Genomic DNA, 25,052 nt, shown 5'->3' with positions numbered 1-25,052 from the left:
CTCGCTCGCGAAGTAGCAATCTATACCCATCAACCGTTGCGCAGGAGGCGCTTCGGAGGTCAAGGATGATCACCATTGCCGGGATGGCTACTGACAGGATGTTGGAATGGTATTGATAGAAAAAACGACCCGCTTCGGCGGGTTTTTTTATGGGCGCAAGGAATGGCGATGCGCACATGCCTGAACAGGGTGGTCGTTTACACTCGACGTTGATCAGTCGAGCGATGCGGTGATGATCTCTGGCATACGCCCGATGGCGCGGCGGTCGCGGTCGCGACGGGTATCAACCGATCTACAGACCGTACCGCTGCATGGCGGGAGAATCCCCGAACGTGGAACAGCAATTGGACGCCTTCTGCTCAGACAGCTGCCTGAAACATCTCTACAGGGATGGAGTGCTGAACGCGATGCTCGGCATGCAACCAGCGAAGTAGCGCACTGCGACCGGCGATGCCCATTTTTACCGCCGCGCGTTTGAAGTAGCTTTCCACCGTGCTGACTTTCAAATCAAGCCTGTCCGCCAGTTGCGGTACTGTGAGACCGGCCAGCAGCCCGACACACACTTCGGTTTCGCGCGAAGACAGGCTCAGTGCAGAGGCCTCGAGGCGGCCAAGGAAACGCTGACGCAGGCCTTCCATGGCATCTTTGTTTTTCAGGCTTTTTGTGACAGGCGAGGGGATTGTCGAAATAAGGGTAGGCGTCACAGTCGCGATATGCTGCTTCACAATGGGCAACACGACCCAGGACAGATCCTTGAGACGGGCGCGCTCCTGACTGGTGAATGCCTTGGCAGAGGGTGACCGATAAACCGACAGTACATATTCACCCTTGCCCGGGTAGGCGAGATGTACCTGGGGGAGAGATGCATGAGGGTGCAGTTCACCTGGCTTCTCCTGCGCGTTGTAGGCGGGTGACTCGAACCTGATGGATCTGTCGACGCGAGTGTCTGCCAGCTCTGTCGGGCTCAACAGAACAGGCTCCAGACGTCTGCTGTCGATCCCTGGGTTGAGCACCTGGTGCAGATTTCCACCAAAGACACCGATGGCGTGAGTGCCGGTTACTTCATTCGTAGATCGACTGAGTCCCTGAATGACATGGGTCGCATCCACGGGCAGCGAAGCGGTAATCATCTCGTGGAGCAAGCGGGCGAACTGACGGCTTCCAATACCGGAGATCACTTTGCCGAGATGCGGGAAAAGCTGTTGCATGTTCATCGGGGTTCCTTTTTCCGTTTATAAAGAGACACGCCAAGGCGCAGCCTTGATTCAGCAGATGAATAAGTAAGTGTTTTGTATTCTTTGAGTCCTGTGGGCAAACAGGTTGTATGTAGATCGTCATACAAAGTTTATAAAGGTTCAGCAATAGGTTGAAAGTTAAATAGGAACGGTGTCCAAGAGCGTACAATAATAAAAAGTCAAGCGCGTTACGAAAAGCGAGAACGCTAACCCTACACACTGCACTGTTTAACAGTGGCGACTTTTATCGATTTTTATTGAGTTTGGCATTTCCTGCACGCCTCCGGGAAATGCGAATCACTCTGGATAACTAGCGGACTGGCTGATGACAGTCGCCCTGGAGGGCGCCACCCTGCAGCCTGAAGTGGCGGTGTAAAAGCAGGCAGTAACGTTGGCATGACGATCAACTCCTATCCCTATCCATGTTGTCGGCGTATGCGCACGGGGCGTGGCGATACGGGTCGTGCAGCACCGTTTTTTATATTAAGGTGATCATATAGGTCACAAAAAGCTTGAATTAAGCTACGCTGACCGTTATGACCGAATACTAACCATATAGTTCATGTTTCACGCCTGAATTGCAATGAAAAAAGATTAATCGAAAAGAGAGGTATCTCACACTACTGCTTCTATAGGGCTGCGTGTCATTCCGCGTCGCATTACTGGATGTGCTGCGCATCGGGAAGAAGCGCGTGAGTGCCCCGGCGCGTCGCGACCTACTATTTATTGGGCTGGATAGCAAGTGAATAAGCCCTTGCGTTAGTGCATAGGAAATGCGAGCAATAACACCCTTCATCAGGACGCGCTTGTCTTCTATTTTATTTTATGTTGGTTTCTCTACAAGCCATTGTTTAATTCTGTTTGCCGCAGAACAGTAGATTCAGTCTGTTTAGCCGATGGATGGCCCGTTGGCTGACAGTGCGGCCGGGTAGCGTCGTCTCGGAGCTGCCTGGGCCGACCGCCTGGTGCAGATTGACTTCAGCCGCCAGTCGATCGAACGGCTAACAACGCTCTGCGGTGGAGGCTGGCTCACGCTATTTGAGATACGCCTGTCATCCACTTGACCAAACCGTGTCGCCCCTTCACGCCAAGTTTCGCTCCGGCGCGCTTGAGGTAGGTCTCGATAGAGCTGTTCTTGACGTGCAGCTTGTCAGCCAGCTCTGGAACCGTCGCACCCGCCAAAATGCCAAGGCAGATTTCTTTTTCACGCAATGACAACCGGACCTCCGACTGGCTCAGCTTTTCGTTGAATTCACGGTGAAGCTGCTGGCCGCCCTGTGTAATGGCTTCGTTGTCAGCGTGCGCATTGCACAAGGTACGGGTCGTCTGGGCATGTCGCTCCAGCAGGGGCAGCAATGCCTCTGAAAAATTTTTCAAGAACGATAATTCGTGAAGTGAAAAGTCACGTTGGTGCTGATCGCGGTGCAAGGAAATGACATAGCGCCTGTTCGACTTGCGCGACACGAGATTGCAGTGATACGTACCCGACGAACCAGAGCTGGCCTGTCCAACGCTGCAGAGTGGTTTCAGATGAACGAGCAGAAAGTCGTCCACATTGAGCATTCGAGCGAGCAGCATCTCCTGGTTCTGCGACACAGTCAGGCTCATCGGTTTGTGATCGGCGTTCTCTTGCCCCAGAGGCTGGATGCTGATAACGCTTCCTTCATTCTCGTCGATCGTCCATTCGCTCAGGTCAAGGAAATCGATGGGGACGGTGGCCGCGATGATTTGATACATGTTCGCAGCGAATCCTGCATCACCCACACTTGCGATTAACTTCCCCAGTTCCAAAAAATACGCTGACTGATTTCCCGTCATTTGTAGATTGGCTTCCATTACACATTTGCCCCCATGGCGTTAGTCTCCAGCCGAACCAAAAGCAACCTCGCATACAGGGCAGCCCTCTTATTGCCTAGTAATGAGTATACTGTCTGATTGTAGGACAATATTACTAGCGCCTTAAAGAATTTACACATAGGGACCCTGCTCAGTCTGTAGGGGAAAAGGGGGACAAACGTCTCGCTACAGGCCGGTTCGCCAGCGCCCACTGTGTTCACCTAGTACTTGGCAAAAACCATAAGAGGACATTCAGTGCAACGTCTCAGAATAAAAGATCTTTTACGGCTGGCCGTTTCGAAACATCACCGGTGCAACTACTCAGGCACGACGTTTACAGCGACATACATGACGGGCCGGGTGTCTCGAAAATAAAGTTTTTCACGCCTGCGCTATTGCCTCTCGCGGCCGCTGTAGCGTGCTCAAAATATATTTCGCTTTTGCGTTTCAGACACAGCCGTCCGGCGGCACCGTCCACAGTGCCCGCACAGGAATCGGTTCTCGTCCAGGCCGCCATCCGGAAAAGCCGGATAGAGCAATCGGCGACGCCCCGCGACAATGTCCCGGAATGCGGGGACAGACGCACCCAGGCCCTGATGTTTCCATTAGTACATGGCTGCAGGATGAACGCCTGCCTCGCAGGACAGCTGTAGTATCGAAGTAGAGACTCTCATGTACGCCCTTTATTTAAGTGTTGATCCGTTGATTCATCCGAGATCCGGGACGCCCATTGAGCGGGGAATACCGTGAGCATGGTCGGCTTTTTCCGGAAATTGAATGTCCGCAAAATCCTTTTGAGAATCGTCCTGATCGATCTGACGGTTTCGCTGGCAGGCTATGCCTTCTATAAGGGCGCCAGCGGAGAAGAAGAGACTGCCTTTCTATCAGCCGCAGCAGAAGTTACGGACATTGAGTACGCCGTATCCGCACAGGGTGTGCTTCAGGGGCGTAATCAAGTGGACGTTGGCGCCCAGGTTTCCGGGCAATTGCAGTCCCTGAAAGTCAAACCAGGTGACCAGGTCAAAAAAAACCAGCTGTTGGCAGAGATCGATCCACTGCCCGCCAGAAATGCTCTGCGCCAGGCGGTTGTCAAGATCGAACAACTCACGGCTGAGCGGGACGCGACACTGCACAGGTTGAAACTTGCCGAGTCGAATGATCGTAGATATCAGGAATTGGGCGCTACGACGGCGGTTTCCAAAGCGGATCAGGACAAGGCCCGATTCGAGCTGGAGACCCAACGCGCCAACCTGGTGTCGCTCACCGCACAATTACACACGGCCCGCGTGCAGGAAGAAGCCGCACGCATCAAACTCGACTACACACGAATCTTCGCACCAATGGATGGTCAGGTCCTCGCCATCGTCACTCAGGAGGGCCAGACAGTCATTGCAGACCAGACGGCACCGGTCATTCTGAAGATGGCGCAACTCGACACCATGACCGTGAAGGCGCAGGTTTCCGAAGCCGACGTGCTCAAGATCAAACCCGGTCTTGCGATTTACTTCACTATCCCGGGCGATCCTGACACACGCTATAACGCCACCCTCAAGGCGATCGAGCCGGGTCCTGTGGACGCTGCAAGCCAGACCGGAGCAACAGCCGAAAGCGGCAAAGCCGTCTTCTACAACGCTCTTTTCGATGTCCTCAACCTTGAAAACCGCTTCTACATCAACATGACCGCTAACGTGCGAATTGTGCTGGAGGCGAAGGAGGGCGTATTAACGATCCCTGTCGCCGCACTGGGTGATCGGCGGGACGACGGCACCTACAGTGTAAGGGTGCTGGGTGAAGGTAACGAGATCAGAACAGCCTACGTAGGGCCGGGTATCAATAACCAGGTCAGGGTCGAAATACGTTCGGGGCTTAAAGCCGGCGACAGAGTGGTCATCGGAGAGCGGGGCGGTGTGGAAGGTGTTTAAGGGTAGGACGAGGATGTATTGGCAATAAGCGATCAAGGACAGTTTTCAGCCGACGTCAAATCGATAACGCACACCTTGCAAGCGTCTGATCAATAAAGTGGGCGTACGTTTAGAAATAAGGTCATAGCGGATTAACAATCGGTGCCCGCTTCAGGGAATTCCTGAAGGTGTAAGCGCTGGCCCATGCGCCTGTCGTTTTAATGTTTGAACCTGGTGAATTGGAAAACTATTTTGGAGTACAGGGCATGACCATGTATTACGTTGCAATTGCAATGCTCACCGTGCTGCTGGTGCCGGGGCCGACCAATTCGCTGCTGCTGCAGTCCGGGATCAGTCGTGGCCTGAGTACGTATTCGCTGAAGCTGGTCGCTGCCGAATGGGCGGCTTATGTGATTCAGATTAGCGCGTGGGGCTTATCCATTGATGCTCTGATCGAACACTATGGTTGGGTGGTGGTGACGACCAAGGTTCTGGCCGTGATGTTCCTGTTCTACATTTCCCTGAAACTGTGGTTTTCGATTCACCAGGACCCCGACGGAAAGCCCTCTCCGATTTCGGTCTCCGCGTTGTTTTTGGCAACACTCAACAATCCGAAAGGGCTGTTTTTCGCCACACTCATAGCCCCCGCAGGGACGTTTTTGCACGTGGAAAGCTACCTTTCATTCATGACAGTTTTTTCCCTCGTGGTTCTTCCTGTCGGTATGACATGGGTTGCGCTGGGTGCCATTTTTGGTCGAAAACTACCGTCGATAATAGCGGGCAATCGAGTCAATCGATTGGTTTCACTGATCATCGGACTGTTCGCGATTATTGCTTTGTATAATGTCGCGGCAACAACGATTTTCACCTGAACTGCCCACTCCGTCACTGCGCCGCCTCTTTAATATTTATCTAACGTTGATTGTGCTTATGTGGTTAGTCACTGTTGGAGTCGTCACGTGAGCTATCGAGACATAGTGCTCAGTGACGAGGAACAAGTCGAGTTGAGTCAACGATTGAAGTCAGCGACGATCAGCCCTCGCGAAGGCCGCCGGGCGCAGGTGATTTTGCTCGCTGCACAAGGCTGTTCTCGTACCGAGATTGCCAGGTTGACCGGGCTATCGGTTGTTTCAGTCACCCGCTGGTGCAAGCGTTTTCGAGAGCTACGCCTGTCAGGCCTGGTGGATCTTCCTGGACGAGGCCGCAAGGCATCCCTGCCAGCCGAAGCCTTGAAACAAACCCTTGATGAAGTCACCCAGCCGCGTATCGGCCACGCCCGATGGAGCTGTAGAAGCATGGCGAAACTGGTCGGCATATCGCCAGCCAGCGTCCAGCGCATATGGGCCGCCAACGACATAAAGCCGCACCTGACGCACACGCCAAAACTATCCAGCGATTCGGGTATTGAAGAGGAATCCGGGGAGGTTGGTGGAGGTATATCCGGAACGCCCGAATAAGGCGTTGGCGTTTTGTTGTAATGAGCAACGCCAGTCCCGGGCTTTGGAGTACCCCGGCCCGGGCTCTTGAGGTTTTACCTGTCCGATCAAGTACCGCATGGCAAACTGAATTACCTGCAGGGCCCTTGATCAGATCCATTGAGGGCCGGTATCAGCCATGGCTGAAATGCCTGAACTGAATACCGGCGCGCAAGTGCTTGCTGATGCGACGCAACCCGCCAGGCCGGGTTGCTCTCAGCCATGATTGGGCATTGGCTCGCCGCGCGCAGGAATCAGATCCCGCTCCGAATAAAAGCCCTGCACCAGGCGATTCTTTGACCGGTACTCACACAGCACGAGCAGAGTGTCCGGGAGCGGGGTAACCGCGGGTTCATGCTTGACCACCATGATTCTGCCGCCCGAGCGAAGGCGTACATGTGCTCCAGGTTCGAATATGCCCATCTTCAGTTCCTCACAAGGGTGTTGATGTACGCTCTGTCCAGCCGCCGCCCAGCGCCTTGTAGAGATTGACCTCGGCGGTCAGCTGCGACAGTCGATCGGTGATCAGGTTTTGTTGAGCGCTGAATAAAGAGCGTTGGGCGTCGAGGAATGTCAGGCTGCTGTCGACGCCAATGCGGTAACGTCGTTCGGCAAGGCGGTAATACTCCTGGTTGGCCTGTACAAGATCGCTCTGCGCCTTCAACTGATGCTTGTAGGTCTGACGCGCTGCCAGACCATCGGCGACCTCCTGAAAGGCGGTCTGTATCGATTTTTCGTACTTTGAAACGCTTATATCCTTCTGGATTTTCGAATAATCCAGGCTCGCTCGCAGACTGCCGGCGTTGAAAATCGGGATATCGATCTGCGGTGAAAACACCCAGCCTCCCGAACCGCCTTTGAACAAACCGGACAGTTCGGTGCTGGATGTACCGGCGTTGGCCGTCAGGGTAATGCTCGGGAAGAATGCCGCTCGCGCAGCACCGATGCTGGCGTTGGCCGACTGCAACTGGTATTCGGCTTCAAGAATGTCCGGGCGTCGTTGCAGCAGATCAGAAGGCAGCCCCGCCGGCACTTCAGCGAGCCATTCGGAGGACAACGGACGGCTGGGCGCGCTGTCCGCAACCTCCGTGCCCACCAGTAAAGTCAGGTTATTGAGGTCCTGAGCGGCCTGGCGCTGGAACGTCGCCAGACTTGCCCGTGCGCTCTCCACCGATGTGCGCGACTGGGCCAGGTCCAGTGACGAAGAAGCGCCGACTTGCTGGCTGCGAGTGGTCAGCTTCAGGCTCTTTTCGTAGGACATCAGCGTGTCCTGAGTCAAGGCCAATAGCTCCTGGTCGGCACGCCAGGTCAGGTAGGCAGTGGCGACACTCGCCACCAGGCTTAGTTGGGTGCTGCGCCGGGCCTCTTCGCTGGACAAATAGGTGAGCGAGGCCTGATCGCTGAGACTGCGTATGCGTCCGAACAAATCAAGCTCGTAAGAGCTGATACCCAGCGTTGCCGAATAAGTACCGCTGGTCACCGGGCCGCCGGTCTGCGTGATACTGGCGGGCTGGCGTTGCCGGGTACCGCTGCCTGTGGCGCTGATCGCGGGAAACAGATCGGCGCGCTGAATGCGGTATTGCGCTTGATAGGCCTCGACGTTGAGCGCTGCAACGCGCAAGTCACGATTGTTGAGCAGGGCGCTTTCGATAAGCTGTTGCAGCGTCGGGTCGCGGAACAGGTCACGCCAGCCCATGTCCGCCGCCAGCGGACCAGAGAGTGCTGGCGCATAGGCTGAGGATTGTGGGTAGTGCGCGGCAACCGGTGCCGCCGGGCGCTGATAGTCCGGAATCAACGAGCAGCCGCTCAAGGACAGTGCCGTAAACAGCCAGGGGCCAATTGATCTGTTCATTCTGCGCCTATCATCCATTTGGCCAGTCCATGTCGACCGCTGATGCCCAGCTTGGCGGCGGAACGTTTCAGGTAGGTTTCGATGGAACTGCTCTTGACGCAGAGTTTTTCGGCGATCTCAGGGACTGTGCCGCCCGCGAGGAATTCCAGACAGGCCTCCTTCTCGCGTGCCGATAGCGAGACGTCGCAGGCAAGCAAGCGTTCGTTGAACTCGCGTTGCAGGTACTTGTACTCAATGGGAACCGAGCCGTGAGACAGCATGCCACCAGCGTTTTTCATACCGGATTGGCGATGTACGCGGGCATGCCGTTCCGACAAAGGCAACAGGGCCTCCGAGAGGTATTTCAAAAAAGACAGCTCTTGCAACGAGTAATCTTTGTCAGCTTGCGGACGGTGCAGTGAGATCACACAACAGCGATTGGCCTTGCGCGAAATCATGCTGCACTGGTGGGAGGTTCCGAGACAGTCATTGCCTTGCTGGTTTTTCATCCGGGCGTTCAGGTGAATCAGCAGGTCGTCCTCTACCTCCAGCACGCGCTTGACCAGTGGATGGTCGCTGCGGTGTCTGGCACGGGTCGGACACACCGTTTGCATCTGCGGATTCAACTCAGCGCCCGCGTAGCCCAGCAGCTGTACATCGGTCACCGTCGCCTGACTGTCATCAACGGTCCACTCGCTCAGTTCCACACGGCTCACAGCCAGCGATGTATTGATTAACTGGTACATGTTGCTCAGAAACATGTCATCTCCGACGCTAGACACCAGCTTCCCGAGTTCCAGATAAATGTGCGTTTTCACTTCATCTTTGGCATTCACTTGTCGGTTCATATGTCCATTCCTGAAGATCAGAAGTTGCGTGCAATTCTGTCGACCAGACTGTGAATTCCGCCCTCAGGACGCTCAAATCCTTCGCGCCTTAACATCACTAGAATCCGGCATCACGCATGAAAGTCTTCACAAAAAACGATTCAGCTCTAGGTTCCAATTAAGCTGAGTTGCGCAGGAAAAGTCTGTCACTGGATACCGGGACATCCTGCGCAACCTGGCGGTTACTACTCAGCTGGCGCGGTTATCGAACGTAAAACCTCTTCTCTGCGGGGCTCCTGGTTGGGCTCCTTGTTCAGCGCCCGGGAGATCGCCTGGCCCAGTGCGCTGACCTGAGGCGCCCTGACCAGCGTTTCGTGGGTGCCGGGAAGCTCAGTAACGTTCACCGGGGAATCGAGCAAGGCCGTCCAGCCCAGCAGCGGATCGTCGCGCTCCTCTGCACTGGCGGTAAACAGTGTCACCGTAAGTGGGGCAGGCGGGCTGACATAGTTACCGATGGCGATATGGGTTGCATGGGCCACAGCAAGATGGCTGCGTAACAAGGTGGCATCGACGTCCTGTGGCAGTTCCTCCGGGAGCAGGCGGTGTGCCATGCACAGTGCCAGCATTTCATCGATGGCATCCGTGCCGGCCAGCTCGGTGAGCTGCCGGAATACTTCGGGGTCGAGCTGCTCTGGTAGCCAGTCCATCAGGAATTGACCTTCGCTCAATGCCTCCGGCGCTTGCTGCTCAAGACGCGCGGAGGTGTCGATGATGCCCAGGAACTCCAGTTTTTCACCGCTGGATTGCAGCTGGCGGGCCATTTCATAAGCGATAAGACCACCTGCAGACCAGCCGCCGATCCGGTAAGGCCCTTTCGGTTGTACCTGGCGAATCGCCGCCAGGTAACGCGCAGCCATGGCCGGCACCTCAAACAGCGGCGTCTCTCCAGCCGCCAGACCACTGGCGGCCAAGCCATACAGCGGCACCTGCGGGTCGATTGCCGCGGCCAGATCGCGCACGTACTGCACTTCGCCGCCCAGTGGGTGCACCAGAAACAGCGGTCTTTGCGAGCCAGTGCGGCGGACCGGCACCAGGTTGCTGTGCTGGCCGGGGCGTGCCTGGCCGTCCAGGGTTCTGGCAAAACCGGCAATGGTCGGCTCGATGAACAGATCGCGGACCGCGATCGGTTTGCCGAGCACCTTGCGCAGGCGCGAGGCCATTTGCACCGCCATCAGCGAAATACCGCCCAGCTTGAAGAAGTCGTCATGGCGACTGACCTTTTCCAGCTTGAGCAACTCTTTCCAGAGGTTGGCGAGGGCGATCTCGGTCTCGCCTTCGGGCGCTTCGTAAGGCAGGGCTTCAGGCTGTTCGTCTTCGACCGTCGCAGCGATAGTCGCGGTATGCGCCGAACGCGGCAGCGCTGGCGTGTTGTCCAGCACTTGGCCAATCGACTGCCGAGCGTCGCTCACCATGTTCTCCAGAACCCTTGCAAACAGCTGCATGATGGCCTGCGCAGTGGTTTTGTCGAACAGGTCGCTGGAGTATTGCAGGCCGCCGCTCAGGCTTTCGCTGGAATCCACCAGTGACAACGACAGGTCGAACTGAGTGGTGTGATGCTCGCTGTCCAGCAACTCGACTTCCAGGTCAGGTAATTGCAACAGCGAAGGCGGCGTATTATCCAGGCTCAACATCACCTGGAACAACGGGCTGTGGCTCATGTTGCGGGTTGGCTGCAAGGCGCTCACCACTTGCTCGAACGGCAAGTCCTGATGATTGTAGGCAGCCAGCGTAAGGCTCTTGATCCGGTCGAGCATGTCGTTCAAACGCGTCTCTCGGTCGGTTGCCACACGCAATGCCAGCGTATTGGCAAAGAAGCCGATCATTGGCTCCAGCTCGGGATGCTGGCGGTTAGCGACAGGCGTACCTACCACCACATCGGTCTGCCCGCTCAGGTGGCTCATGAGCATCGACCATCCTGCCAGCAGAACCATGAACGGCGTGCTGCCTTGAGCCTGGCTGAAGGCACGCAAGTCGGCACTCAATGCTGGCGAAAACACATGCTCGACCATCCCGCCGGTATAGCTCTGGATGGCCGGGCGCGGACGGTCCAGTGGCAGATTCAACACACTTGGCGCACCTTCCAGATGCTTGCGCCAGAAGTCGATCTGGGCCTGCAGGGCGGGGCCGTCGAGGGATTGCCGTTGCCAGGCGGCGTAGTCCACGTATTGCAGTGGCAGCGCGGGCAGCGGGTTTTTCTGGCCTTGACTGAAGGCGGCGTAAAGCGCGCTCACTTCCTGAGCAAGGACGCTGTTGGACCAGCCGTCGGAGACGATGTGATGCAACGTGATCAACAGCACATGCTCAGCATCCGCAACCCGCAGCAAATGCCCGCGCAGCATCGGCCCCTTGGTCAGATCGAACAGTTGCGTGGCATTTTCCTGACCCAGACGGGCCAGGGTCGAAGTGCGCTCGTCACCGGACAGGTCGCGCAGATCCTGTTTCAACAACGGAAAGCGGCTATCGGCCGGAGCGATCTTCTGCACCGGTTCACCGTCCACCAGTTCAAAACGCGTGCGCAGGGTTTCGTGGCGGGCAACCAGGCGATCCAGCGTTGCCTCCAGGGCAGCGGTGTCAAGTGCCCCTGTAAGGCGCAACGCCATCGGCAAGTGATAGGCCGCACCCGCGGCGTGATCCAGGTGATCGAGGAACCACAAGCGCTGCTGGGAAAAGGACAGCGGCAGACGGCCAGAGCGATTGGCCCTCGGAATCGATTGTGCTTCACCTGGCGCTGCGGCGTTGACCAGTGAAGCCAGGCCACGCACGGTCGGGGCGTCGAAGAGTTCACGCAAGGTGATTCGTGTACCAAGTTTGCGCCGCAGTCGCGACAGCAACTGCACGGCGAGCAACGAATGACCACCCAGTTCAAGGAAGCCGTCGTTGCGACCTACCTGGTCCAGATGCAACAAGGCTTTCCATATCTCGGCGATGGCCTCTTCGGTTTCGCCTTGCGGCGCCTCGTAAACCTTGCTGGCCAACGCATCCTGACCGGGGGCCGGCAGCGCACGGCGGTCGAGTTTGCCGTTGGCGGTCAGCGGCAGGGCGTCCAGCTGGACGAAAGCGCTGGGCACCATGTACTCCGGCAGATGCCTGAGCAATTCGCTGCGCAAGTGTTCGGCTGCCACCGATTCACCACAGACATAAGCGACCAGGCGCTGGCTGTCCGAATCACCCTGGCTGTCGTTGCGGGCAATCACCACCACCTCGCGGATGCCTGGTACGGCCAGCAGAACGTTTTCGATTTCACCCAGCTCGATACGGAAACCGCGAACCTTCACCTGGAAGTCGTTGCGGCCCATGTATTCCAGCGTGCCGTCTGCCAGCCAGCGACCCAGGTCGCCGGTTTTGTAAAGCCGGGCGTTGGCGACATCGGAGAACGGGTCAACGATGAAACGCTCGGCACTCAGCTCGTCACGGTTGAGGTAGCCACGGGCCACACCGCTACCGCCGATATGAATTTCCCCGGCGACGCCCAGTGGTGCCGGCTCGCCACGCGCATCCAGAACATGCACCTGGACGTTGGCAATAGGCCGGCCGATGCTTGGTTTTTCACCCAGGTCGCGGATCAGATCGATGGTCGCGTCCACTGTGCACTCGGTCGGGCCATACATGTTGTAGAAGCGGATGGTCGGGCAGTTACGCAGTTTCTCCCAGGTGCTGGCGTTGATCGCCTCACCACCCAGCAGCACGCTGACCGGCTGATAGCTGCTGCGTTCCAGCAGACCGGCCGAGAGCAGGGTGTCGAGCTGCGACGGGGTGGAGTCGAAGGCATGAACCTGATGCGCTTCGAGGAAGTCCAGCAGTTCGCTGCCGTTGGCACGCAGCAGTTGCGGGATGATCACCAGCTTGTGGCCAGAGAACAATTGCGAGATGCCTTTGATCGACATGTCGAAGAAGAAGCCGGCATTCAGCGCCACGGTGGCCGGTGTCGGGCAATGCTGATGGGTCGTGCGGGTCAGCACGTTCCAGAAGTTGAACACCGAGCGGTGCTCGACCATGACACCTTTCGACTGGCCGGTGGAGCCTGAGGTGTAGATCACGTAGGCCAGGTTTTCCGCCGTCAGGCCGTCGACCACGGGATTGGCGTCGAACGCCTGATCATCCGCCGCGAGCAGCGATTCAGCGCTGTCCAGCAGCATCAACGGCGTGTCGCCGACCGGCAGGCTGAGCGCGCCCTGCGTCAGCAGCGCGCGCGGCTGACTGTCCTGCAGCATGAAGGCCATACGGTCAGCAGGGTGGGCAGGGTCAATCGGCACGTAGGCGGCACCGGACTTGAGCACGCCCAGCAGGCCGACAATCATGTCCAGGCTGCGTTCGGCGCAGATGGCCACGCGCTCGTCCGGCTGCACACCGAGTTGCAGCAACTGCCGGGCCACGTGGTTGGCGCGGCGGTTGAGCTGGCGATAGCTCAGTTGGCGGTCTTCATAGACCAGCGCTACGGCATCAGGATTGCGGCGGACCTGGTCTTCGAACAAGGCATGGATCGGTACGGCCGGTGCGAAGTCGCTGGCGGTGTCGTTGAAGTCGTTGAGCAGCTGCCGCTCGGCTTGCGGAATCACTTCAAGACTGCTCGCCAGGCGTGCCGGATCCTGCTCAAGGGCGTTGACCAGCTCGGCAACCGCCTGACCGAGGTAGGCGGCAATCCGGTGCGGATCGATGCCATCTATAGACTGCGCGGTCAGCGAAAAGCCATTGGCCTCATTGGCTACGGCAATTTCGATCGGGTAGTTGGTACGGGTTTCGGAGCCCAGGAAATGAACACCTTCCTGCTCCTCGCCCATGTCCTCGATGTTTTCCCCGGCAGTGTTCACCAGATCACCGTGACGGCAATTGAGGATCACGGTGAACATCGGCAGCGATGCATCCACTGCGCTGCAGCGCTGCGCCAGGGCCAGAGGCGCCTGCTCGTGGGTCAGCAGCCCGCTCAGCTGTTGGTAGGCATCCTGAACGATATCGCGCACGCTGTTTTGTTGCAGGCGAATACGCATCGGCAAGGTATTGATGAACATCCCCAGCGCATGGTTGGCGCCGGAGGTGCCCTGGGAACGTCCCGAAAGCACGGTACCGAAAATCCCGTCGTCACGGCCGCTGGTGGCGGCCACCACCAACCCCCATGCCGCGTGGAACAGCACCGAGGTTGGTACGCCCTGGGCCCGTGCGGTGCTGTGGATCCGCGCGCTGAGATCGTCGCTCAGATCCTGCACCGAACGCAGGATTGTTGCATCGCCGCCACGCACATCGAGCACGCCGTAGGGCGCAGTGGTGGTATCGACATCGCCCAGCAGTTGACGGAAGTAGGCTTCATGTTCGGCCTGGGAAACACACGCGGCCCGGGCGATGAAGTTGCGGTACGGCTGGGATGGCGGCAGGGCGTCGGCGCGTCCGTCCATCACTGCCTGGATCTCGCCCATGATCAGGCGCAGGGTAACGTTGTCACTGATCAGGTGATGGTCCAGCAGTGCCATCAGCCACTTTTCCTGCCGGGTATCGTAAGTGATATATGCGGCTATCAGCGGTGCCTGTTGCAGGTCCAGGCGCATATGGTAGGTATTGGTGCGTTCGCGCAGCATCTGCAAGGCGTCTTCACCCGGCGCGGTGTCGAGCTGAATGACTGGCAACTGTGCCTGACGATGCACCACCTGCACCGGCTGCGGCAGACCCTGCCAGCGCAGGGAGCTGCGCATGATGTCGTGGCGGTTGATCACCACTTGCAGCGCGCCGAGGAATTTGTCGAGCAACGCACGGCTGTCGAACGTCGCTAGGGTGCGCATCAGGTAGGCGTCGCCTTCTGACTGCAACAGATGGTGAAACAGGATGCCTTCCTGCAGCGATGACAGTGGATAGATATCCTGAACATTGGCGACGCCGCCTGGCACATCGGCAACGATATGCTCCAGTTCCTGCCGGGTCAGTTTCACCAACGGCAGCATGTCCGGGGTCAGCGCCGTGCAATCGACGGGAATCAGGTTCGCCGGGGCGACCCGTTCCGCCGCAGTACCGCCCGCCAGGACCGCGGCCATGGCTTGCAGGGTTGGTGCCGAGAACACCGTACTCACGTCCAGCAACAAGCCGATCTGACGCAAGCGCTCGATCAGGCTGATGACGAGGAAGGAGTGACCACCCAGTTCGAAGAAGTGATCCTGACGACCGACACGTTCAACCCCGAGCAATTCCTGCCAGGCAGCGGCCAGGGTCGTTTCGATAGCGCCTAGCGGTGCTTCGTAGTCACGACTCACCGTCGCGAACTGGTCCGGCGCGGGCAGGGCGGCACGGTCCAGCTTGCCGTTGGTGGTCAATGGCCAGGTTTCAAGGGTCACAAAGGCACTGGGCAGCATGTGTTCGGCCAGCACGCTGGCCAGTTGGCTGCGCAGCAGCGCTGACTCGGGAGCAGCGCCGTCCTCGGCAATCAGGTAGGCGACCAGGCGTTTGTCGCCAGGGCGATCCTCACGCAAGATAACCATTGCTTCACGGACCTCCGGGCAGGCGAGCAATTGCGCCTCGATCTCGCCCAATTCGATACGAAAGCCGCGAATCTTGATTTGCGAGTCATTACGGCCGACGTAGACCACACCGCCGTCGCTGCGGTAGTGCGCAACGTCACCGGTACGATAGAGGCGAGCGCCGTTTTGCATGGCATACGGGTCGGCAATAAAACGTTCGGCATTCAGTTCCGTGCGGTTCAGGTAATGCCGGGCAACGCCGGCGCCGCCGATATAAATCTCGCCATTGACGCCCACCGGTACCGGCTGCTGATAGTCATCGAGGATACGCAGGCACAGGTCGTCCAGTGCCGGGCCGATCAGGCTTGGCATGGCGGTGTCGATTTCCGACTGGCTGATCGGGTAGTAGGTGGCATGCACGGTGATTTCCGTGATCCCGTACATGTTCACCAGACGGGTACGCGACAGCGGTGTGCGTGCGGTCCAGGGCTGCAGGCTGCGGAAGTCCAAAGCCTCACCACCGAACACCACTTCACGCAGCGCATGCTCCTGCGGGCTGCGTTCGCGGGCCTGGATGAACTGGCGGAAAGCGCTTGGCGTCTGGTTCAGAACGGTGACCTGCTGCTCGCAGACCAGCGCATAGAAGTCATCCGGCGAACGCGCCACCTCACTCGGGACGATGACCAGTTTGCCGCCGTAGCACAGCGCGCCCCAGATTTCCCAGACCGAGAAGTCGAAGGCGAAGGAGTGGAACAGCGTCCAGACATCCTCATGCCCGAAGTTGAATTGCCCGGCGGTGGCGTCGAACAGGCGTGCCACGTTGCCGTGCTCGACCAGCACACCTTTGGGCAGGCCTGTCGACCCTGAGGTGTAAATGACATACGCCAAATGCTCGCGAGACAGTCCCAGCGCAGCAGGCTCAGGGTTGCGGTCCAGTGATTCATCTGCCAAATCGGCACTGTCGTTGTCCGCGCCGAGGGTCAGTACCGGCACGCTGTGTGCCGGCAGCACGTCAAGGCAGGCCGACTGGGCCAGCAACGCCACCGGCGCACTGTCTGTCAGCAGGTAGCCGAGACGCTCGGTGGGGTAAGTCGGGTCCAGCGGTACGTAGGCCGCACCGGACTTGAGCACGGCCAGCACTGCGCAGATCATCTGCGTACCACGCTCTGCGAGGATCGCCACCCGGTCATCGGGACGCACGCCTTGGGCGAGTAGTTCATGGGCCAGGCGGTTGGCTCGGCGATTGAGCGCCTGGTAGCTCACCTCATGCCGGCCAAAGACCAGCGCGATGTTCTGCGGATGGGCGGCGGCGAACTGTTCAAAGCGCTGATGCACCATCAGCCCCGAGGCGAATACCGCCTTGGGCTGCAGTAGCGCTGGCGAGGCCAGGCGCTGCGCCGGGCTGAGCAACGGCAGGCCGAGCACAGGTTGCGCGACATCCTCGACCATCGCTTCCAGCAGCGTATGGAAATGCTGGGCAAAACGCTCGACGGTGGAGCGATCGAAGAGATCGCTGGCGTATTCGATGACCCCGTTCAGGGCGCCGTTTTCGCTAGCCAGGGTCAGCATCAGGTCGAACTGCGCGGTTTCATGGGCTTGTAGCACGGGGTGCAGGCTAAGGCCCGGCAGCTTCAACTCGCCGCCGATGCTGGTGTTATCCAGCGACAGGGCGACCTGACACAGCGGGCTATGACTCATCGAGCGTGGCGGCTGCAAGGCTTCGATCACTTGCTCGAATGGAATGTCCTGATGCTCATTGGCCGCCAGCGTGGTCTGGCGGACCTGTTCCAGCAGTTGCGCCACGCTCGGGTTCTGCGTCAGATCAACGCGCAGGGCCAGGGTGTTGACGAAGAAACCGATCAGGTTCTCGGTTTCGGTGCGGCCACGGTTGGCGCTCGGCACACCTATCACCACATCGCGTTCGTTGCCCAGACGGGCCATAAGCACCGACCAGGCACTGAGCAGGCCCATGAACAAGGTGACGTTATGGGCCTGGCAGAAGCGCTCCAGACGCTGATGAAGCGCTGCGTCGATCGTCACGGGTACAGCGCCGCCGCGGTAGCTTTGCACCGCCGGACGTGGCCGGTCGGTGGGCAGCGACAGCAGCGTCGGCGCGCCACCCAGGTGCTCACGCCAGAAATCGGCCTGCTCGGCAAGGCGCTCGCCTGTGAAGGTGCGGCGTTGCCAGGCGGCGTAGTCGGCGTATTGGATTGACAGGGCCGGCAGCGGGTCCGACCGCTGCTCAGTGAAGGCCTGGTAGAGGGCGGTGAACTCGTTGATCAGCACCCCCACCGACCAGCCGTCGGAGATGATGTGGTGCTGGGTGATCAGCAACATGTGCTCATCATCCGCCAGGCGCAGCAGACGCCCGCGAATCAGCGGGCCCTGGCGCAGGTCAAACGGCGCAGCGGCCTCGCTGTCGGCGATGCGTGAAGCGTTGAGGCTGGCCTGTTCATAAGGCTGCGAGCGCAAGTCGTCTTCTGCCAGGGCGAAACCGCTGTCCGCCGCAGCGATGACCTGCACCGGCTGTTCACCGTGCAGCTCGAAGGTGGTGCGCAGGCTTTCATGACGTGCAACCAGACGGTCGAGCGCAGCCTTGAGCGCGCGGTGATCCAGCTCGCCGCGCAGCAGCAGCGACATCGGCATGTGGTAAGCACTGCTGGCACCAGGGTCGAGCCTGTCGAGGAACCATAGACGCTGCTGGGAAAAGGACAGTGCCAGCGGCGCGTTACGCTCGATGGGTTCGATGCTGTCGGAATCGACCGTTTGCAGGCCGTCGACCACCTTCGCCAGCTCGGCCACGGTCGGGTGATTGAACAGCTGGCGCAGCGCCATGTCACCGTTCAGTTGCTGACGCACACGGGAAACCAGTTGCGCAGCCAGCAGCGAATGACCGCCAAGCTCGAAGAAGCCGTCATGACGACCCACGCGTTCAAGGCCCAGCAGTTCCTGGAATATTTCCGCCAGGGCCTGTTCGGTGGCACCTTCCGGCGCAACGTAGGTTCGCTCGAACATCGCATTCAGGTCGGGGACCGGTAACGCCTTCTGATCAACCTTGCCATTGAGCGTCAGCGGCAAGGCATCCAGGCGTACGAACACACTCGGAACCATGTACTCCGCCAGATCGGCACTCAATTGCGCACGCAGATCCTCCGGATCAGGTGCATCAACGCCCGCATGCACGGTGTAGTAAGCCACCAGACGGGTGTCACCCGGGCTGGCTTCATGCGCCACCACCACGGAGTTGCGAACGCCGTCGCACAAATGCAGGACGCTTTCGATTTCGCCAAGCTCGACGCGGAAGCCGCGGACCTTGACCTGCCCATCGTTACGCGCCAGGTATTCAAGGTTACCGTCCGGCAACCAGCGCGCCAGGTCGCCGGTGCGATAGAGTCGCGCGCCGGCCTGCTGGCTGAACGGGTCTTCGCTGAAACGTTCAGCGGTCAGCTCCGGGCGGTTCAGGTAGCCGAGTGCGACGCCTGTGCCACCGATATAGATCTCGCCGACCACGCCCATCGGCACCGGCTCGCGCCGGGCGTCAAGCACATAGACCCGCACGTTGGCGTTGGGCTTGCCAATCGGCAGGCTGAGGGTGTCAGGCAGTACATCGAAGATTTCGTAGCTGGTGGCACAGGTGGTGCCCTCGGTCGGGCCATAGCCGTTGAACAGGCGTACCTGAGCGGAGTGCTCCCGGACCCGACGGAACGAGGCCGGATCAGCGCGCTCGCCGCCACACATGATCATACGCAGGCCTGCCAGGGCCTCGGGAATCAACCCGGCATACAGGTTGAACAGGGCGGTCGAGCTGATCATGGCTGTTACACCATGGCGCTTGAGCAGGGCGGCGAAGGCCACCGGCTCAAGCAGCACCTGCGGCTCGATAATCACCGACTGGCAGCCATTGAGCAATGCACCCCAGATTTCCGGAGTGCTGGCGTCGAACGCCGGGTTGGACGAAAACGCCACACGGTCCTCGGCGGAGAAGTCGTAGTAGCCGTTGTCCTGAACCAGCCGCACAATGCCGTTGTGGGTCACGATCACGCCCTTGGGCACACCGGTGGAGCCAGAGGTGTAGATGATGCACGCGGGGGTCTCGCCTGCGACTTCAGTTGCAGGCACGACTGGCTCTTGGTTCAGCGCTGACAGCTCCAGTGTGTCCAGATCCAGCCTTGGCGTCATGTCAGGTGCCGTCAGGTCGCTACGGCTCAGCAGCATGATGGCTTCGCTGTCCTCGAGCATGAAGCGCAGGCGCTCTTCAGGGGCCAGACGATCCAGCGCCAGATAAGCCGCGCCGCATTTGAGGGTGGCCAGCATGCTGGCCAGCAATTCCACCGAACGATCCAGCAGAATCGCCACCCGGGTTCCCGGTCCCACACCGTGTTTGCGCAGGTGCTGAGCCAGGGCATTGGCGCGGCTGTCGAGTTCAGCGTAGGTCAGTGTCTGCTCACCCTGGCGGACGGCAATTGCCTGCGGTGCAGCTTCGGCATGGGCCTCGAACAAGCGATGCATCAACTGACCGACAGGGTAGGTGCGCTCTGTGGCATTGATATCCTTCAGCAGGTACTCGCGCTCGGCAGTGTCGAGCAACGGTACCTGTTCCAGCACTTGCTGATCATCGGCCGCCATAGCCTCCAACAAGCGCAGGAAGTAGCCTCGATACCGACGCATGGTGCTTTCGTCGAACAGTGCCGTGGCGTACTCCAGCGTGCCGATCAGTTGCCCGTCCACCTCGCCGATGTCCAGCGCCAAGTCGAACTTTGCCGTATCACCGGCCACTGCGACGCCTTGCAGGGTCAGGTCGCCAAGCACCAGCGCGGTGTCCTCGTTGTTTTGCCATGACAGCATGGCCTGAAAAATCGGGCTGTGGGACAGGCTGCGTTGCGGTTGAACCACTTCAACCACTTGTTCGAACGGCAGGTCCTGATTTGCCTGGGCAGCCAGAGTTCGCTGTTTGACTTGCCGTACCAGCGCTTCGACGCTCGGCGTGCCTGAGAGGTCGACCCGTATAGCGAGGGTGTTGACGAAGAAGCCAATCAGGTTCTCCACTTCGGCGCTCATACGGTTGGCCACCGGCGTACCGATCACCACGTCATCCTGACCGGACAGCCGTCCCAACAGCGCGGCCCAGGCGCCCATGACGGTCATGAACAGACTGCTGCCGTGGCGTTGGCTCAAGGCCTTGAGGCCACGGGTCAATTGTGTATCGAGCACCAGTTCCAGCGTCTGCCCGCTGTAGTCCTGTTGCGCCGGACGTGGTCGGTCGGTCGGCAGGGTCAGCAAGGCCGGCGCACCAGCCAGGGCCTGCTGCCAGTACTGACGCTGTTGTTGCAGCACGTCGCCACTCAACCAGTCACGCTGCCACAGTGCGTAGTCGACGTATTGCACTGGCAAGGCCGGCAGTGGATCATCCGCACCCTGGCGGAAGGCGTCGTAAAGGGCACCCAGCTCGCGATTCAACACCCCGGTTGACCAGCCATCGGAGACGATGTGGTGCATGGTCACCAGCAACACGTGGTCGTCATCGGCCATGCGCACCAGACGCCCGCGCACCAGTGGTCCATTGACGAGGTCGAAGTGCTCGCTGGCCTCTTGTGCCGCGATGGCGAGCAGCTTGTCTTCGGCATCGGTCTGCCCGGCCAGTACCTGCAGTTGCAGTCTGAAACCTGTTTCTGCGGCAGAGATACGCTGCTCCGCAGGCTGTCCCTGCTCTTGGACAAAGGTCGTGCGCAGCGCCTCATGGCGGGCCACGATACGGTCCAGTGCGCGTTGCAGCGAAGCCTGATCAAGGTTGCCACGCAGACGCAGTCCCGCCGGAATATGGTAAGCGGCGCTGCCACCTTCCAGTTGCGCGAGGAACCATAGGCGCTGTTGGGCAAACGACAGCAGTAGCGCACCCGAACGTTGCACAGGCTTGATCGCCACGCGAGCGTTGTCCTGCGTGTTGCCCAGCCGCTCGGCGAACTGCCGCAGCACCGGTGCCGCGAAAAACACTGACGGTGAAACCTCCAGATTCAATTGCTGACGAACCTGAGCCAGTACGCGCATGACCAGCAATGAATGACCGCCGAGCGCGAAAAAGTCATCATGACGGCCGACTTGTGCGACGCCCAGCACATCGGCCCAGATTGCGGCGATTGCCGTCTCCAGCGGGCCATCGGCTGCTTCGAAATCATGCTGATCGAAGGCGTCGGCATCCGGCTCGGGCAACGCTCTTCGATCCAGTTTGCCGTTGGCGCTCAGCTGCAATGCGGCCATGCGCACGAACGCTGCCGGGATCATGTATTCCGGCAGGTTGAGTTGCAGTTGCTGGCGCAGCGCGCGCGGGGTCAGGGCAGGGCCAGACTCGTCGCGAGTGGCATATTCCACAAAATACGCGATCAGTTTCGGCGTGCCGCCGCTGTCCTCGCGAATCACGACGAGGCTTTCGCGCACACCTGCAACCTCGGCCAGGCGTGCTTCGATTTCGCCCAGCTCCAGACGCAACCCACGCAGCTTGGCCTGGGAGTCGTTGCGGCCGAGGAATTCGATATTGCCATCAGCCCGGTAGCGCGCCATGTCGCCGCTGCGGTACAGCCGTTCGCCCGCCACGAAGGGGTTGTCCATGAAGCGTTCGGCAGTTAGTTGCGGCAAATTCAGATAGCCGCGAGCAATACCCGCGCCGCCGATATACAGCTCGCCCGCGACACCCGGCGGAACCGCTTGGCCAAGCTCATCGAGCAGATAAATCCGCGTATTGGCCAATGCCCGACCAATCGGCAAGACCCCGTCGACCTGGCTGGTTGCCTCGAACTCGAAGCAGGTGCTGTCGATACTGGCTTCAGTGACACCGTAGGCCTGGACGATCTGCACGTGATCGCCACAAAGCTTGCGCAGTTGCCGGGCGCTGTGCGCGGTCCAGATATCCGAACCACAGACCACTGTGCGCATGAACGACAGGTCGTGCCCCGTCTCTTCCACCCAGCCCAGCAATGCGTTGAGTACGGCTGGCACGAAATCCGCAAATCCGATCGACTCCTCGCTCAACAGGCGGTAAAGCGCAGGCGGGTCCATCAATGTCTCGCGTGGGCACAGTACCAGTGTGCCGCCGAAAGCCAGAGAGCGGATCAGGTCGGCGCTGAACACATCGAAGGAAAACCCGGCCATCTGCAAGTGATTGAGTGGCGCGTGCAGTGCGTACAGTTGCTCCCACGCCGCGCTGACGGCGAACAATCCGCGATGCTCGACCATTACGCCTTTCGGCACGCCGGTGGAGCCCGAGGTGTAGATCACGTACGCCAGATTGTGCGCACCGAGTGTTTCCACCACCGGGTTGTCGTCACGCTCGGAGAGGGTGGTGCGCTGATCCTCATCGAGCAGCACCAGCGGCAAGTCCAGCGTCGGCAGATGCGCCTGCACATCACGCTGGGCCAACAGTGCCGACGGCGTACTGTCTTCAATCATGTAGGCCAGACGCTCGGCGGGGTAAGCCGGATCCAGTGGCACATAAGCAGCACCGGCCTTGAGCACACCGAGCACGCCGATCAGCATTTCCACGCCACGCTCGACGCAGATCGCCACCCGATCATCCGGTTTGATGCCCAGGCTGATCAGATGGTGAGCCACACGGTTGGCCTGACGGTTCAATTCGGCATAGCTCAAGCGCTGCGCCCCGAAGGCCACGGCGATGGCGTCGGGCTGCGCCTGAACCCTTTCTTCGAACAACTGATGAATCGTGCGATCCTGAGGGAAGGGCGCCTCTGTTGCGTTGAGGCCTGCCAGCAAATGTTCACGTTCGTCGGCACCCAGCAAGGCTACGTGCTCCAGCACCTGCTGGTCGTCGGCGACCATGGCCTCCAGCACACGCTGGAAGTAGCCCAGATAGCGCCGCATGGTGCTCTCGTCGAACAACGCTGTGGCGTACTCCAGCGTGCCGACCAGTTGCTCATCCACCTCGGCCATGTCCAGCGTCAGGTCGAATTGGGCAGTATCAGCGGCCAATTCGATGCTTTTCAGAGTCATGTCGCCGAGCGTCAGATCAGACGCCTCGTTGTTTTCCCACGACAACATGGCCTGGAAAATCGGGCTGTGGGACAGGCTGCGTAGCGGATTGATGACTTCCACGACTTGTTCGAACGGCAAGTCCTGATGCGCCTGGGCATCGAGAGTCTGCTGCTTGACCCGCGCCAGCAGCGTCTCTGCCGTGGGCTTGTCACTGAGGTCGACGCGGATGGCCAGAGTGTTGACGAACAGGCCCACCAGCCCTTCGACTTCGCTGCGAGTACGGTTGGCTACTGGCGTACCGATGACCACATCATCCTGGCCAGCCAGGCGTCCCAGCAGGCCGGCCCACGCGGCCATGACCGTCATGAACAGGGTGCTGCCGCGGCGTTGGCTCAATGCCTTGAGACCTCGGGTAAGGTCTTTGTCGAACACGACGGGCAGTGCTGCACCGGCATAGTCCTGCAGCGCCGGACGCGCACGGTCGGTGGGCAACATCAACAACGCCGGAGCATCTGCCAGGGTTTGCTGCCAGAAATTGCTTTGCTGTTGCAGCACATCGCCACTCAGCCAGCGACGTTGCCACACGGCGTAGTCCAGGTATTGCAGCTCCAGCGGCGCCAGCGGGTCGTCCTGGTCCTGACTGAATGCGGCATAGAGCGCGGACAATTCGCGGGTCAGCACATCAACCGACCAGCCATCGGAAACGATATGGTGCAGGGTCAGCAACAATACGTGATGGTCCTCGGCCATACGAATCAGGCGGCCACGAATCAACGGGCCCTGTTGCAGATCGAAGCTTTGCAGCGACTCTTCGCTGGCCAGTGCCTGAAGTTTTTCCTCGGCATCCGTCAACCCTTGCAGATCGTGCATTTCCAGGTTGAAACCGGTGTCCGCCGGGCTGATGCGTTGCACCGGCTGTCCGTCATCGCCCTGCATGAACGTGGTGCGTAAACCTTCGTGGCGCGCCACGATACGCTCCAACGCCCGTTGCAATGCCTTGAGATTCAGGTTGCCATGCAGGCTCAGGCCGGCAGGTATGTGGTAGGCCGCGCTGGCGCCTTCCATCTGGGCGAGAAACCACAGACGTTGCTGGCCGAATGACAATGGCCACGCCTGATCGCGTGCCACCGGTACGATGTCCGGCAATGTGCTGCGTCCGGCCTGAGCGATGGCTACGGCCAGGGCACTTAGTTCGGGATGGGCGAACAGTGCAGCCAGACCAAGTTCGACGCCCAATTGATGACGCACCTGGGAAATCAGCCGCATCGCCAGCAAGGAGTGGCCGCCCAGTTCAAAGAACTGATCATGACGGCCCACCCGTTCCAGATCGAGCAGGTTTTGCCAGATCTGCGCCAGCGCAATCTCGGTAGCCCCTTGAGGCTCCACGTGCTCGCGGCTGGCAAAGGCATCGTCAGCCGGAGCCGGCAAGGCCTTGCGGTCGAGCTTGCGGTTCGGCGTCAACGGCAGTTC

6 protein-coding genes and 2 pseudogenes are annotated in these 25,052 nt (G+C 59.5%); 3 read left to right on the top strand and 5 right to left on the bottom strand.

The window, feature by feature from the left end; genetic code table 11:
• Nucleotides 1-359: 359 nt before the first annotated feature.
• Together QRN50_RS01350 and QRN50_RS01345 are read right to left on the bottom strand one after the other, a co-directional pair.
• Nucleotides 360-1,214 (bottom strand): helix-turn-helix transcriptional regulator, encoded by an 855-nt coding sequence (locus tag QRN50_RS01350; RefSeq protein ID WP_024641219.1) that lies wholly within the window; start codon nt 1,212-1,214, stop codon nt 360-362.
• Between the two features lie 1,050 nt (nt 1,215-2,264).
• On the bottom strand, nt 2,265-3,053 hold the full coding sequence (locus QRN50_RS01345; protein ID WP_024638706.1) for a helix-turn-helix transcriptional regulator: 789 nt from the start codon (nt 3,051-3,053) through the stop codon (nt 2,265-2,267).
• A gap of 770 nt (nt 3,054-3,823) precedes the next feature.
• On the opposite strand from QRN50_RS01345, the gene QRN50_RS01340 reads away from it, so the two are divergent.
• The 3 genes and pseudogenes from QRN50_RS01340 to QRN50_RS01330 all read left to right on the top strand — a co-directional run.
• Nucleotides 3,824-4,993: an efflux RND transporter periplasmic adaptor subunit gene (locus QRN50_RS01340; protein WP_032607396.1), complete on the top strand. Its 1,170-nt coding sequence runs from the start codon at nt 3,824-3,826 to the stop codon at nt 4,991-4,993.
• Between the two features lie 245 nt (nt 4,994-5,238).
• Entirely contained in the window at nt 5,239-5,844 is a 606-nt protein-coding gene (locus QRN50_RS01335) for a LysE family translocator (RefSeq protein ID WP_024641217.1), read from the top strand.
• Between the two features lie 87 nt (nt 5,845-5,931).
• Nucleotides 5,932-6,602: pseudogene (locus QRN50_RS01330) on the top strand (helix-turn-helix domain-containing protein); the annotation flags it as partial.
• A 278-nt stretch (nt 6,603-6,880) separates the two neighbouring features.
• Here the strand turns inward: QRN50_RS01330 and adeC are convergent.
• From adeC to syrE, 3 genes and pseudogenes are all read right to left on the bottom strand, one after another.
• A complete protein-coding gene (adeC, locus tag QRN50_RS01320) occupies nt 6,881-8,299 on the bottom strand; it encodes an AdeC/AdeK/OprM family multidrug efflux complex outer membrane factor (protein ID WP_024638702.1) in 1,419 nt (472 codons plus the stop codon).
• A complete protein-coding gene (locus tag QRN50_RS01315; RefSeq protein WP_011267816.1) occupies nt 8,296-9,126 on the bottom strand; it encodes a helix-turn-helix transcriptional regulator in 831 nt (276 codons plus the stop codon). Before QRN50_RS01315 ends, adeC begins: the two co-directional genes overlap by 4 nt.
• 224 nt (nt 9,127-9,350) lie before the next feature.
• A pseudogene (gene syrE / locus QRN50_RS01310) lies at nt 9,351-25,052 on the bottom strand (syringomycin E biosynthesis non-ribosomal peptide synthetase SyrE); the annotation flags it as partial.

The organism is Pseudomonas sp. MEJ108, assembly GCF_030208985.1.
GTDB classification, from domain to species: Bacteria; Pseudomonadota; Gammaproteobacteria; order Pseudomonadales; family Pseudomonadaceae; genus Aquipseudomonas; species Aquipseudomonas fragariae.
The sequence above is the reverse complement of the archived record's forward strand: the minus strand, read 5'-3'. Positions and strand labels throughout refer to the sequence as shown.